10 protein-coding genes are annotated in these 14,320 nt (G+C 64.3%); 2 read left to right on the top strand and 8 right to left on the bottom strand.

What is annotated here, in order from left to right; all coding sequences use genetic code 11:
* Positions 1-19: 19 nt before the first annotated feature.
* From J8F10_RS36215 to J8F10_RS36185, 7 genes are all read right to left on the bottom strand, one after another.
* Complete coding sequence (locus J8F10_RS36215; RefSeq protein WP_210663004.1) at positions 20-1,339, bottom strand: DUF1501 domain-containing protein; 1,320 nt, start codon at positions 1,337-1,339, stop codon at positions 20-22.
* Between the two features lie 66 nt (positions 1,340-1,405).
* Entirely contained in the window at positions 1,406-2,134 is a 729-nt protein-coding gene (locus tag J8F10_RS36210) for a hypothetical protein (RefSeq protein WP_210663002.1), read from the bottom strand.
* Between the two features lie 53 nt (positions 2,135-2,187).
* Positions 2,188-2,892, bottom strand: coding sequence for a hypothetical protein (locus J8F10_RS36205; RefSeq protein ID WP_210663000.1), 705 nt, complete (start codon positions 2,890-2,892; stop codon positions 2,188-2,190).
* 51 nt (positions 2,893-2,943) lie between these two features.
* On the bottom strand, positions 2,944-4,320 hold the full coding sequence (locus J8F10_RS36200) for a DUF1501 domain-containing protein (protein ID WP_210662998.1): 1,377 nt from the start codon (positions 4,318-4,320) through the stop codon (positions 2,944-2,946).
* A gap of 84 nt (positions 4,321-4,404) precedes the next feature.
* Positions 4,405-6,513, bottom strand: coding sequence for a DUF1549 domain-containing protein (locus J8F10_RS36195; protein ID WP_210662996.1), 2,109 nt, complete (start codon positions 6,511-6,513; stop codon positions 4,405-4,407).
* A 493-nt stretch (positions 6,514-7,006) separates the two neighbouring features.
* Positions 7,007-7,441 (bottom strand): TIGR03067 domain-containing protein, encoded by a 435-nt coding sequence (locus tag J8F10_RS36190; RefSeq protein WP_210662994.1) that lies wholly within the window; start codon positions 7,439-7,441, stop codon positions 7,007-7,009.
* A gap of 310 nt (positions 7,442-7,751) precedes the next feature.
* Complete coding sequence (locus J8F10_RS36185) at positions 7,752-7,970, bottom strand: helix-turn-helix transcriptional regulator (RefSeq protein ID WP_210662992.1); 219 nt, start codon at positions 7,968-7,970, stop codon at positions 7,752-7,754.
* A gap of 388 nt (positions 7,971-8,358) precedes the next feature.
* Between J8F10_RS36185 and J8F10_RS36180 the strand changes: the two genes are divergently transcribed.
* Positions 8,359-10,938: a PSD1 and planctomycete cytochrome C domain-containing protein gene (locus J8F10_RS36180; RefSeq protein ID WP_210662990.1), complete on the top strand. Its 2,580-nt coding sequence runs from the start codon at positions 8,359-8,361 to the stop codon at positions 10,936-10,938.
* Entirely contained in the window at positions 10,928-12,379 is a 1,452-nt protein-coding gene (locus J8F10_RS36175; RefSeq protein ID WP_210662987.1) for a DUF1501 domain-containing protein, read from the top strand. Before J8F10_RS36180 ends, J8F10_RS36175 begins: the two co-directional genes overlap by 11 nt.
* 268 nt (positions 12,380-12,647) lie before the next feature.
* Here the strand turns inward: J8F10_RS36175 and J8F10_RS36170 are convergent, their stop codons facing one another.
* The gene (locus J8F10_RS36170) at positions 12,648-14,207 is read right to left on the bottom strand and encodes a lipopolysaccharide biosynthesis protein (protein ID WP_210662985.1); all 1,560 of its coding nucleotides are present in this window, start codon (positions 14,205-14,207) and stop codon (positions 12,648-12,650) included.
* Positions 14,208-14,320 lie beyond the last annotated feature (113 nt).

Genomic DNA, 14,320 nt, shown 5'->3' with positions numbered 1-14,320 from the left:
TATTCCGGCTGGCTATTCCTTACACCAGTTCGCTCATCACTTTGCCGTTGTTGACCAGCGCAATGGGTCGGCCGTCGGGTGTGTGGGCTTCGTCTTTCGGGTCGATACCCATGCACGTGTACATCGTCGCGAACAGGTCTTCGGGTCCGTAAGGATCGCTCGCCGGCTTCTCGGCGCGGGCGTCGGTCTTGCCCACGACCACACCCGGCTTGATGCCCCCGCCGCCGAGCAGCACCGTGAACGCCGGCCCCCAATGGTCCCGCCCCGCGTTCTTGTTGATCCGCGGCGTGCGCCCGAACTCGCCCGTCACCACCACCATCGTCGAATCGAGTAACCCGCGGTCGGAGAGGTCGCGGAACAGCGTGCTGATGGCGGAATCGTACATCGGGAGCAGTGAGTTCTTCAGCACCGCGAAGTTGCCGTCGTGCGTGTCCCAGTTCGAGTGGTCGATGGTCACGCACCGCACGCCCGCTTCTACCAGTCGGCGCCCCATGAGGCACGACTGGCCGAGCGAGTGGCGCCCGTACTCGTCGCGGAGCTTGTCTCCTTCGGCGTGGATGTTGAATGCTTCCTTCGCTTGCCGCGACGTCATCAGGTCGAACGCCTTGTCGCGGAACGCGGTGAGCGCGCCGGCCGCGGGGTTCGCTTTCACTTCCGCGCTCTTGTGGAACCGGTCCACGGTTTCGAGCAGCTTTTTGCGGTCGTCGAGGCGGCTACTCGCGATGGCCGGCGGAGGCACGAGGTCCGGCACGCTGAAGTTCGGCGCGCTGGGGTCGGCGTCGATCACAAAGGGCGCGTGGTTCGCACCGAGGTAGGCGGGTCCGCCGCTCGGGTGAACTTTCGGCAGCGCGACGTAGGCCGGCACGGACCCTTTGGGGCCGAGCTTCTTCGACACGACGGAACCGACGCACGGGCGCTGGTTGTTCGGGCTGAGGCTCGGGTTGAATCCGGCCGTGGGGAAGTACCCCGTGAGGATGTAGTGGTCGGCCGGGCCGTGGTCCGAATTGTGGTGGCGGAACGAGCGGACGAGCGAGAACTTGTCGACCTGCCCGGCAACCTTCGGCAACAGGTCGCAAATCTGGAGCCCGGGAACCTTGGTCTTCGCGGGGCTGAAATCGCCGCGGAACTCGGCCGGCGCATCCGGCTTGAGGTCGAACGTGTCGAGGTGGCTCTGCCCGCCGTGCAGGAAGATGAAGATCAGCGACACGTCCTTCTTCGTTTTCGCCCCGGCCGACGCGCGCAGCAGTTGCGGCAAACCGAGTGCGGAACCGAAGAGGGACGCGGTGCCGACACGGAGCGCATCGCGCCGGGAGAGTCCGTCGCAGAACGTTGCGGGCATTGCCGCTCCCGAATGAGCACCCGGCCAATGGGCCGGGCACGGTGGTGGGGTCGACCGCAGTTCCAATCACGGCTTGCGCTTCATGACGCCTAGGCGCCCGCCATCAAAACCGAATCCCTGGAACTCGGTCAGGTCTTCGTTGAACGTCAGGATCGCGGTGCGGTCGGACTTTCGTCCCTTTTCGACCCAGAGGACGATTGTGCGGCGGTCCACCGCTTCCCACTTGGTGACGAGCGAGTTGGCGGTCCATTCCCTCTGCTCGAGGAGCCCGTCGGCGCGCAGTTTCAGCCCCGTGCCCCAGTCCCACACCGTTTCCGGCAGGTAGTTTTGGAGATCTTCCTTGGTCTCCACTTCTGTTGTGCGCGCCCCCGTCGTCGGGGACCGCATGCGGAACTCTTTGAGTTCCGCTTGTGTGGCTTGCGCTTCGGTCAGTTTGCCGGCCTTTGTCAGATCTTTGATTACTTGGTCCGCGGCCCTTTCAAACACGAGCCCGGCCTGCCTCATCGACAGGCGATAATTCCGGGCCGCAGCTTTCACGTGTGCTCCCGTGGGAAGTGTACCTCCGGCCTCGAACGCTTCCTTCTCCGATTTGAGCGCCTTGACCGCGTCGAGGTCGCCGCTGCTCGTGGATGTTTTGATCGCCGACGCGAATGCGTCGAGTAAGGTGGTTCGCGCTTTTTCAACGGAATCCTGGTAGTCCTTACGGGCTTTCGTTAGTGGGGCGGGGGCATCTACCGCGCCAGCCACCAGGACCACCCCGAAGAGGACGCTTGAACTGAGCAGGCACCGTAACATTACTGATTCCTCTGGCGCACACAGGGCCGCTATCTGCCATATCGGAGATGTGGTTAGGGCTTCCGTTTGCTGACGGGGATTCGGTCCTTCCCGTTGAAGTCGATACCCTGGAACTCCGTCAATTCTTCGTTGAAGACCAGGACCGCCAACCGGTTCACATCGCGCCCTTTTTCGATCGAGAACAGCACGGTTCGGCGATCAATCGCTTCCCACTTGGTCACGAGGCCGGCGGAGTCCCACCCCTTGTTCTCGACATACCCGTTCGCCTTGAGCCTGCAGTTGCCCCAGACCCACGACGTGTTCGCCAGATACGCCTGGAGGTTTTCTTTGGTCGCGACCGTTTTGGCACGAAGGTCGTGCAATTCGGACTGTGTTTCTTCTGCCTGGGCGATCTTCCCGGCCTTGGTGAAGTCCTTGATTGCCTGCTCGTAAGCCGCGTCTAACGTGGTCCTCGCTTGCTTCATTGATTGCTGGTAGCTCGCGACCGCCGACTTCATCCGCGCAGACGTGGGTAATTTGCCACTGTTCTCGAACGTGTCCTGTTCGGCCTGGATCACCTTGACCGCGTTCAGGTCGCCGCTGGACTTGGCCGCGTTGTTCGCCGCTTTAAAGGCCTCCAGAAGCGTATTTCGCGCCTTATTGACACCTTCGGCGTGTGCCTCTTTCGCTTTCTCCACTGTCGCCGCGGGATCTTCTGCGGAGGCGACGGAGTTGAAAAGGCCGACGGCGAGACACAGAGAAAACAGCGATCGTAGCATTCGTTTCGCGCTCCCATTGACGGGTTGGTGTTAATGTTCGATGTCGTTCACTTAACTAAACAAGCTCATCACCGGTCTGCCGTCGCACAATCGGTGCGGGCGGTTCTCGCGGTCGGGGATCATCGCGGCCGGATCGACGCCCATCGCGTGGTAGATCGTCGCGAGGAAATCGTCCGGCGACACCGGGTTCTCGGTCGGGTACGCGGCGATCTTGTCCGTTTTGCCGTACACCTGACCGCCGCGAATGCCACCACCCGCGAAGAGGGCGGTTTGTGCCGCGCCCCAGTGATCGCGGCCCATGTCCTTGTTGATCTTCGGCGTGCGCCCGAACTCGCCCGCGACCGCGACGAGTGTGCGCTCGAGCATCCCGCGGTCGCTCAGGTCTTCGAGGAGCGCTGCGAGTGCCCGGTCGAGCGGCGGCAGGCAGTATTTCTCTTTTAGCATCGCGTACCCGGTGATGCTGCCCAATCCACCGGTGCCGCCGTGGTTGTCCCACACGTTCGCGACGCCGCCGTTCGGCATGATGTACAGCCAGATGACCGAGACGACTTTCACGCCGTTCTCGACCAGCCGGCGCGCGAGCAGGAAGCTCTCGCCGTACTCGTTGCGGCCGTAGTGGTCGCGCAACCGTGACGGCTCCTTGTTCAGATCGAACGCTTCGCGCACCTTCGGCGACGCGATCATCTGCATCGCCTGACCGCGGAACCCGTCGAGTTCGCTCCCGCCGGTCTTCTGGAGGTGTGCGTCCTGCTTCTGGAGGAGTTTGAGTAATCCTTCGCGGGCCGCGAGGCGCGTTTGGGTCACGTCCGGCGGGAGCACGTCCGGGTGCGCGGCCGGCTCGTTCGACTTGTTCGCGGCGAGCTTTTCGAGCGGGTCGTACTTCGGCCCCAGGAAGCCCGCATAGGTGCCCGCGTAGGTCACGCCGTCGTGCCCGACCGGGCGCGGGATGGTGACGTTCGCGGGCACAGCGCTCGGCTCGGCGAAGTACGCGAGGGCCGAAGCGAAGTTCGGCGGGTGCGAGCGCTTGCGCGGGTTGCGCGGCGAAACGAGAGTCGGGTCTTTGTGGCCCGTGAGCATGTGGTACACGCTCGGTTCGTGGTTGTTGTCGCCGTGCGAGAGCGACCGCACCAGCGCGACCTTATCCGTGTGGCGCGCGAACAACGGCATCTGGTCGCAGACGCGAATGCCGGGTACCACGGTGTCGATCGGATTGAACAGCGACTTGATGCCGGAGGGCGCATCCGGTTTCATGTCCCACGTGTCCTGTTGCGGCGGTCCGCCCCACAGGAAAATGAAGATGCACGAGTCCGCGGTCCCGCTCTTCGCGCGCGCGGGCGTGTTCGCGCGGGCTTCCAGAAGGGTCGGCAGCGCGAGTCCGCCCGCGCCGAGTTGCCCCAGACGAATCATCGCGTCGCGGCGGTGGAGCATGACGAAGCTCCTGGCGAACGGCCGGTGTCAGCCGGCCGGTGTTAGGGAGAATATCTCACCGACCGGCTGACACCGGTCGCTCGCCTAATGGTTGAACAAGAATTCCGTGCTGTTCATCAGCGCCCAAGCGAGGTCTTCGGTCGCGGCGCGGCGGTTGTTCGCGTACTTCTTCAGGTGCTTCACGCCCGTTGCGCTTTCGTCCGCGCTCGGGAGCCGCGAGTAAAACGTCAGGTATAATTCCTCGACTAACGTCACATCGTCCTTCTGTGCGCGCACCAGTTTCGCGACTGTGCCCGCTTCGTGTGTGAGCTTTGCCTGGATCTCGGTCGAGTTCAACAGGTTGAGCACCTGACTGACCGACGGTTCGCGGGTCCGCTCGCACTCGCACGCGGTCACGCGGTTGGGGCGCCCGAACAGCTTCAGGAAGTCACTGCGGGCCTTGCTGTCCCACAACTGAACGGCCCGCGTTACGCCGGGTGAGCCGGTGAATTTCTCCGGTACGCCGAGCGACTGCGAAATCATGTCGAGCAGCACTTCGGCTTCCGGTCGGCGGAAGTACGCGCGCGAGAAATTGCGCTCGTCCTTTTCGTTGGTCGCGTTGGGTGCGGCGGAGGTCTGGTACGCGCGCGACGCGGCGATGAACCGGATCAACTTGCGCACATCAAACTTGTTCTCGACGAGGTACTTCGCGAGCGCATCGAGCAGTTCGGGGTTACTCGGCGGGTTGGTCGCGCGGACGTCGTCGACCGGTTCCACCAACCCGTGCCCGAACATCCACGCCCACACGCGGTTCGCGAGGTTCCGCGCGAAGAAAGCGTTGTCCGGCTTCGTCATCCAATCCGCGAGCGGAACGCGGCGGTCGCCCACGGGATCGGCCGCGGGCATGTCGGTATCGAGCGCGTGCGCGAAGACGGACTTCTGCGTGCGCGGGTGCGTGGTCGTTCCCGTGCTAAAGAACGCGGACATGCCGTAGTAATCGGATTGCTTCCACCGATCGAACGGGTGGTGGTGACACTCGGCGCACGCGATGCGGACTCCGAGAAACACTTGCGAAATTGTTCCCGCGATTTCGCCGGGCTTCGTCACGACCTTGAAGAAGTTCGTGGGGCCGACCTCGGTCACCGGGCCTTCCGCGGTGACGAGCTCGCGCGCGAACTGATCGAACGGCTTGTTCGTGGCGATCGAACTGCGAATCCACTTGTAGTAGAGGTGCGCCCGCTGGTGCCCGAGCGGTTCGCGGTCCACGCGGAGCAGGTCGGCCCAGCGCAGCGCCCACAGGTCCGCGAACTCCGGCCGGTCGAGGAGCGATTCGACGAGCTTCGCGCGCTTGTCTTTTGTCGTATCGGCGAGGAACTGTCGCGCGTCTTCGGCTGTGGGTAGCGTGCCGGTGAGATCCAGGAACGCGCGACGCAGGAAATCCGCGTCGTTACACAATCCCGAAGGGGCGATGTTGAGTTTCGCGAGTTTGGCGTCAACGAGTTTGTCGATGAGGTTGAATTGCGGGAGCGCGTTTTGTGCCGGAGCGCCGGGACGTGGAACCAACACACGGAACAGCCCGACTTCGCCGAGGTACGCGGCCATCACCGCGGCCTCACCGGGAACGTCGTGCGTGCTGACCATTCCACTCGCGCCGACGCTCGCAACGACGTCCGTGTTGCTCTGGAAACGGCAGAGGCGCGTCACGTCCTTTTCGGTGCCGTCGCTGTATTTCGCGAACGCCTTCAGTTGCTGTTCGGCTTTCTGGCCCAACACGCGCTCCACGGGTTCCACGCGAAGCGCGACCACCCGCGGTGCGTCGTGCGCACCCAGAGGTGTTCCCGTCGCGATCCAGTCGCGCAGCACGCGGTAATCTTCGTTCGCCGCAGAGAGCTTCGTGCCGCCGCCGTGTGCGACGCGCCCGCTGGCTTTCCGCAGCAGCAGACTTTCGTCCGGTGAAGTCGGGAGTATGCGGCGCCCGCGCCCCTCTTTCGTGAGTGCGGCGAAATCGGCTTCCGGGTCCGACGCGAACACTGACAGTTTGAACCCGCCTTGCCCCTCGGCTTTTCCGTGACAGCCGGACGTGTTGCACCCGTACCGACTCAGGATCGGCAGGATGTCGTTCTCGAAATGAATCGCGGGTGCGTTGGCGCGACCGTCGGCGGCCCGCGCGGGAAGCGGGGCCACGATCAAGAGGATTGGCAGGCAGAACCGCATGGGGCGGCGTCCGGTGTGTGCGGCGGGCTAAGGTGTGACCGGGAGTTTGGAGAAGCCCCGGCAGTCTCGGCAGGTAACTAACACGGGCCATTCTGTCACGACGCGCGCGGCGAAGCAACGGAAATGCCACCAACAACCGTCATCCGTCTGGAGACCGGGCCGGGGGGCTCTGTCCTGAGAAGATGTGCCGGGCGCTCCCGCCGGTTCGTGCGCCGGTCCCGGGCGCTGAAGAGGGAAGACGCCGGTGATGGGCGGGGACGGCAGACGCTCCGCCGGTCCCACGATGCCGCACAAGGTCTCGGGCCGTTGCACGGCTGGCGTAGGTCAACCGAGGGTATTGCTCTGTTGAAGGCCCTGCCAGCGCGCATAGTTGGGCAAGTTGCGTTAGGAGCGGTCGCTGTTCTACAGCTTGAGCCGTGGTGGCGTTTACGGTGTTGCGGGCGTGGCCCGGACCGTGTCTGTGCCCTGCGGATGAGGACGGCCGACCCATTAATCACTTCCCCGCACGCTTGAACTCGATCAAGACGAAATTTTGGTCCTTTTTTACCTCAAACTTGGACGGACGCTCCCCGTCACGGGGGTTCATACACAGCCTGAACGTGCCGTCCTGCACCTCGCAGATTCCCTTGAACGTCTGCCCCTTTTTCTTCCCCTCTTCGGGGGTCATATCAATCTCAATCGGATTCTTAGTGAGGTCCAGCTTGTATTTAGACGCCTTCGCATTCTTGCCATCATCCATTGTGAGCGTGTCTTTCGTGATGACCACGCTGAGCGGGATGTCGGCGGGATTAATAAGGGTCGTGTCGCTGGTTTGCCACAGCGTTGCGTTCCATGTGCCCAGGAGCGACTTTGCATCCTCGTCATCTGCTCGGGCTGAAAATCCGATGCCCAGAGCAATGGTGGTCAGGACCGTAACGGCAAACTTCATACCGGCCTCCACTCCAGCGGAAGAATCGGGTGGGAGGATTGGCGATTGTTGGCATGGGTGCAAGGCCAAACCGAGAAGGGTTCACGAACGAAACCGACGGGGGCAGGGTGTCGGAGCGGAACGCCACAACGAAGATGGATCGAGAACCGGGGCCGGGCATCACGCCGACGATTCTCGACAGCCGCGGGAAAGCGAAAGGTTAGTCCCAGAAGGATGAAGGATTACAAAGGGCGGATCATCGAGAACGTGTTCGGCCGGGACTGCAGCTTTTGGGTGCTGCTTCGAGGAGGTGCGAAGGGAGTACCCGTGCCTACTCGTCTTTAGATCGAAAATCGTTCAGTGTCGTGCCGAGTACTGCGGCCAAGACGCACAGTTCCGTGAAGGTCGGCTCCGTCTCCCCGCGCTCCCATCGCATGTACGTCTGGATGTGAACGCCCACGGCTTTGGCGGTACGTGCCTGGGATAGCCCGGCCGCTTTGCGCAGCTCCCGGAGCCGCATCTTGAACGTGAGGGATTTCTGCTTTGCCACGGTTCGCGTGCGGTTTCTCGCGCGGGAAACTCAGAGCGCTCGTGTTCCGGTGCCCGGCGCTTCTGTTGATTCGGTCGCGCGGTCGAGATTCGGGCGCGTCAGGGGCCGGGGGAGAGAGGCGTCAAATCGTTCCGTCCCGGCGAACTTGATCCATTAAGTTCGTTTGTGAAGTCTACCATTTCTGCACCTGACTGCAAGACTGCGAGCGGCGGGACCGCCAGTACGTGCTGTTCTTAGGTTCCACGTCGTGGGCCGGCGCGTTCAACTGTGCCGCACACAGATGCCGGGCGCGATCAACATTCGCCCACAGTCTGGACTCGGCTTTCTGCGTGTGGTACGCTTCCATCCTCCGCTACTTTCGCCCATCCCGCCTGACCCGGCCCGTCTCATGCGATACGGCTTGCTTCCCACAATTGTGGTCGCGTTGTGGGCGTCCCCCGCACCCGCGGCCGAACCGATCACCTTCGAACAGCACGTCCGCCCCATTCTGAAGGCGTACTGCCTCGACTGTCACGGCGCCGACGAGAAGGTGTCCGGCAAACTCGACCTGCGTCTGAAGCGCTTTGCCGTGGCCGGTGGGAAGAACGGCCCGGCCATTGTTCTCAAAGAACCGGACAAGAGCCTGCTCGTCGAGCGGATGAAGTCCGGCGACATGCCGCCGGTGGGGAAGAAGGTGCCGGCCGCCCAGATCGCGATCATCGAGAAGTGGATCGCGGCCGGCGCACCGGTGCGGCGTGACGAACCCGCGACCCTCCCTCCCGGTTTGGGCATCACGGCCGACGAACGAGCCTACTGGTTCTACCAACCCCTGAAGCGCCCGAGCCCGCCCGCGTTCGCGCCGACCGATCGCGTGCGGACACCCATTGATGCGTTCGTGCTCGCGAAGTTGCGCGAGAGGGGCATGAGCTTTAACGCCGATGCGGACCGCGCGACGCTGATTCGCCGCGCCGCGTTCGACCTCACCGGGTTACCGCCCGCGCAGAAGGAAATCGACGAGTTCGTCGCGGACCCCGCACCGGGCGCTTACGAAAAGCTGCTCGACCGGTTGCTCGCGTCGAGCGCTTACGGCGAGCGCTGGGGGCGCCACTGGCTCGACGCGGCCGGGTACGCCGACAGCGACGGCGACGGCTCGACCGATACCGTGCGCCCGTTCGCGTGGCGCTACCGCGACTACGTCATTCGCGCGCTCAACGCCGACACGCCGCTCGATCGGTTCGTGATCGAGCAACTCGCGGGGGACGAACTGGTTCCGCGCCCGTGGACGAATCTGAAACCGGAGCAGATTGATTTGCTCGCCGCGACCGGCTTCCTTCGCACCGCGCCGGACGGCACCGCGAGCGGCGGAACGCCCGCCGACACCGAACAAGTGGTGACCGACACGCTGAAAATCGTGACGTCCGGCTTGATGGGCTCGTCGGTCGCGTGCGCCCAGTGCCACGACCACCGCTACGACCCGATCCCGCAAGCGGATTACTACCAGCTCCGCGCGGTGTTCGAGCCGGCCCTGGACCCGGGCAAGTGGCGCCGACCGGGGGATCGCGTCGTGTCGCTGTACACCGACGCGGACCGTGCCAGGGCCGCCGCGGTGGAAGCGGAAGCGGGCAAGATGCAGGCGGACTTCAACCAGAAGCAGTCCGCCGCCGTTCGCGCCGCGTTCGAGAAGGAACTGGAGAAGTTCCCCGCTGACGCGCGCCCGAAGCTGAAGGCCGCGTTTGACGCGCCGGCGGACAAGCGGACCGAGGACCAAAAGAAACTGGTGGCGTCGAACCCGAAGTTGAACATCACGCCGGGAGTGCTCTACCAGTACGACGTGAAGTCCGACAATGAACTGAAGGCGATGCAGTCGAAGATCCAGGCGAAACGTGCCGAGCGCCCGGTCGAGCCCTTTGTTGCGGTGATGGCCGAGGTGCCGGGCCGCGTGCCGGCCACGAAGTTGTTCTACCGCGGGGACGCACGCCAACCGAAGGGGCCGGACCTTGCTCCTGCTGATCTGACGATCGCCGGTCAAGACGGCAAGCGGTTCGAGATCGTCCCGCCGGGCGCCAGCGGAGCGACCACCGGGCGCCGGCTCGCGTGGGCGAAGCACCTGACCGACGGCGCGCACCCGCTGTTCGGGCGCGTGATGGCGAACCGTGTCTGGCTGAATCATTTCGGGCGCGGGATCGTGGACACGCCCGGTGAGTTCGGCAAGCTCGGCCAAACTCCAACGCACCCCGAACTGCTCGACTGGCTCGCGACCGAGTTACCGCGCCAGAACTGGAGCCTCAAGAAGTTCCACAAGCTCGTCATGACTTCGACCGTGTACCGTCAATCGTCCGTGCGCGACCCGGCGAAGGACGCGATGGACCGCGCGAACGCGCTGTACGGCCGGTTCCCGGTCCGACGCCTCGAAGCGGAAGCCGTGCGCGACCGGATGCTCGTCGCCGCGGGGCGACTGGACCGTACCCCGTTCGGCCCGCCGGTGGCGGTGGTCGAGGACGGGGCCGGGCAAGTCGGGACGCCCGACGACAAGCCGCGCCGAAGCATTTATCTGCAAGCGCGCCGGAGCAAGCCGGTCGCGTTCCTCACGGCGTTCGATGCGCCGGCCGGCGAACTCCAGTGCGAGCGCCGGACCGCGACCACCACGGCCCCGCAATCACTCATGCTCCTCAACAGTACCTTCGTGCGCAAACAAGCCGGGGACGTCGCGACGGCGGTCCAAGCGGAGACGAAACCCACTCTCTCCGGCTTCCCCACCACCGTGGCCACGGCCCTGAAGACGGGTGTTCCCGTCGAGCGCCTCGTCGAGAAGGCGTGGCACCGCGCTTACCTGCGCGCGCCCACAGCGGACGAACTGAAACTCGGGTCCGCGTTCCTCGAGACCCAGACGATCGTGCTTCAAGGGAAGGCGAAAGACCCCCGCCTTGCGGCGCTGACCAACCTCTGCCAGCAACTCTTGGCCTCGAACGAGTTCCTCTATGTCGATTAACACCATCTCCCCCACGCGCCGCTCGTTCCTGTCGCACACGGCCGGCGGGGTCGGGTTCTTCGCGCTCGCGCACCTGCTCCAGCGCGAGGGCTTGCTCGGCGCCGACGGGCCGGGCAAGCCGGGCGAGAATCCCCCCGCGAGCCTCGCGCCGCAAAAGCCGCACTTCGCGCCGAAAGCGAAGGCGATGATCTCGCTGTTCATGCACGGCGGCCCGTCGCACGTTGACCTGTTCGACCCGAAGCCCGAACTTACGAAGCACAGCGGCACCGAGTACAGGGGTGACGTCCACTACAGCTTCGTGAACCGCGCGAGCAAAAAATTGTTCGGCAGCCCGTGGAAGTTCGCGAAGCACGGCAAGTGCGGGACCGAGGTGTCGGAACTGCTGCCGCACACGGCCGGGATCGTGGACGACATCACCGTGATCCGGTCGATGCACACCGGGTTCAACGGGCACGAGGTCTCGATCCGGTACTTTCACGGCGGAATCGCGGGGGTGACCGGGCGCCCGACGATGGGCAGTTGGATCGTGTACGGCCTCGGCACCGAAGCGCAAAACCTCCCCGCGTACATGGTGCTTTCCGACCCGGGTGGGGCGCCGGTGGACGCGACCCACAACTGGGACTGCGGGTTCCTGCCCCCTCTGTACCAGGGCACGGTGCTGCGACCCCAGGAGCCGCGCATCCTCAACCTCGACCCGCCGCCGGATGCCGCGGGCGACGTCCAGCGCCAGAACCTCGGCCTACTCGCCGAACTCAACAAGCGCCACCTCGCGACCCGGCCCGGCGAGGCCGACCTGGAAGCCCGCATCGCCAGTTACGAACTCGCCGCCGCGATGCAGGTCGCCGCGAAGGAGGCACTGGACGTGTCGCGCGAACCGGCCCGCGTGCGCAACATGTACGGCCTCGACCGGGCGGAGACGCGCGAGTACGGCACCCGCTGTTTGATCGCGCGGCGCCTAGTGGAGCGCGGGGTGCGGTTCGTGCAAATCTTCCTCGGCGGCCAGCCGTGGGACACCCACAACAACATCCGCACCGGGTTGCCCGCAATTTGCACGCGGACCGACCAGCCGGCCGCCGCGCTCGTGAAAGACCTGAAGCAGCGCGGGCTGCTCGATTCGACGATCGTCCACTGGGGCGGTGAGATCGGTCGGCTCCCCGTGTGCGAGGGGGAACTGGACGCCACCGCGGGCCGCGATCACAACGGTCAGGGCTTCACCAGTTGGCTGGCCGGCGGGGGAATTAAGGCCGGTATGACCTACGGCGCAACGGACGAAGTGGGCCACAAGGCCGCCGAGAACGTGGTGACGCCGAACGATTTCCAGGCGACGCTCCTGCACCTGCTCGGCCTGGACCACAACAAACTCGTGTACCACCACGGCGGGAAGGCGCAGCGCCTGACCGACGGGCGCCCGGCCCGGGTCGTGAAAGAGATCCTCACTTGATTGACGGGCGCTAACGCACGGAGGGTGCGCCTCACACGGGTGTGTTGATTGCCTACTGTGGCCCGCCCCTGTGTCCGGGCGCGCCTCTGTTCGTTCAAACAGCACAAGTGACATTCGGTCGTGGGTTGTAAGCCCCGTGCCAAGGTCTCGAGGACGTTCTTTCGCCCCCGAGGTGGAACGAAGGGGCGAGTCGGAGGACGTTGAGTTGCGTAACCGCGTGGCCGGTCCCGAATCGCATTGCAACAGGATGGCTTTATTGGCCTGGAGATTATTTGATTTTTATGGCAGCCCCGTTTTCCGCGTCCCCGGTCGCGGGTGGCGCGGGGAGAAGTGCCCTGCGATTGGGAACCAGAAACCGTCGGGAAACGTGCGCCAACCACGTCCGGTTCAACGCGCACGTGTAGCAGATACCGAACAGGATCGCGTAGCCCGCGGAGTAACTCAAAAAGGCCGCCCACGTGCCGTCCGAGTACGCGGCGCTAGCGAGCCGGACCAAGACCGCGGGCACGGCCGCACAAAGAAGCGGCGGGACGAGCGTCCGCGTCACGTAGCGATGGATGGGCACGTCAAGAATGCGGCACCCGTGAACGATCGGTCCCACCCCGCGCGCGAAGAACGCAGGAACCGCCACGGCCAGCCCAGCGCCGATTAATCCGAACGGTGGGAGAAGGGCAATCATGAGCCCGCAGACGGCTAGCGCTTCCAACGTCGCGAACAGCGCGAGCGCACGGTGCCGGGCCGTGGCCTGAATAATGGAGCACGTGGCGTACTGCGTGCTGGGGAGCAATTCCCCCAGCACGAGTACGGTCAAGAGCGCTCCGACTGCCGCGAGATCGGGCGCCGAGAACTTGGACCCGACCCAGAGCTGAATCAAGGAGCCGCCGAGTGCAAGCAGGCCCCCCATCAGGAACGCGCCCAGTGCGGCCGTGTGTCGGCCGCCGACGAGGAAGAGGCTGCGCTGGCGCTCGGTTTGGTTCGCGGCGTGGAGCGCTGTTGCGTGCGGGGTCAGCACGCCGGTCACGGCGACGAGCGCCGACACGGCGGCGATCAGGAGGCGGTTCGCAACCGAAAAAAATGGGACGAACGCCAGCCCGAGAAAGACGCCGATCAGGATCGGGCCGAACTGCGTGCGCGAAAGGTACGCGAGGGTACTGAGCATGTTCCAGCTCCCGTAGCCCAGGAGTTGACCGAGAGCGGAACGCTTCAGGTATCGGAACCCGATTCGGGATGACGGGGCCGCGTAAAAGTACAAAGTGGCTTTTGCGATCAGGTTCGTACTCGACATCGCGATTGTAATTACGGCCAGGGTTGCGATATCTGAATCCGATCGGATAAACAAGAAGGTTGCGGTGAGTCGAGCAAGGGTAACCGGGATATCGACCGCGTTCAGCCAGTCGAACCGTTGAACGCCCCACAGCGCGGCGTCAAACGCCGTACTCAAGAGCACGATCACGAAGTTGAGCGCGATAATGCGATAGGCCGTTCGCACGAGGCTCAAGTTGCTTTCGGGGATCTGGTACGACCGCAAAAACAAGGGTTCGCAGAGGAAGATCGCCAGGCCCGCGAGGAGGCCGACCCCGAGGAGGGCGGTAACGCCACAGGTCAGAGTTTGGTTCGCTGCGGTCCGATCATTTTTTGAGTGGTAGAGGGCAATGTGGCGCCCGATCGAGCCCCGAACGCCTAGTTCCAACAAGCCGAAGTAGCTCGTGAGCGCGCCGAGAACCAGCCACACACCGTAGGTCGACGTCCCGAGCTTGTCGAGGAGAAACGGCAGAACGAGAAACCCCGTGGCGACCTCGACCACGAGCCCGGCGGTGTTCCAAACCATGTTGCGCTTGATCGTTGGTTTTGCGCTCGCCCCACTCAATCTCTTCTCCTTGAAACACGCACGCACACCTGAGAATTTGATGCCCGCTGGCCGTTAACGTTTGATCGCTCTTC

It is taken from the genome of Gemmata palustris, from assembly GCF_017939745.1.
Classification (GTDB): domain Bacteria; phylum Planctomycetota; class Planctomycetia; order Gemmatales; family Gemmataceae; genus Gemmata; species Gemmata palustris.
The sequence above is the reverse complement of the archived record's forward strand: the minus strand, read 5'-3'. Positions and strand labels throughout refer to the sequence as shown.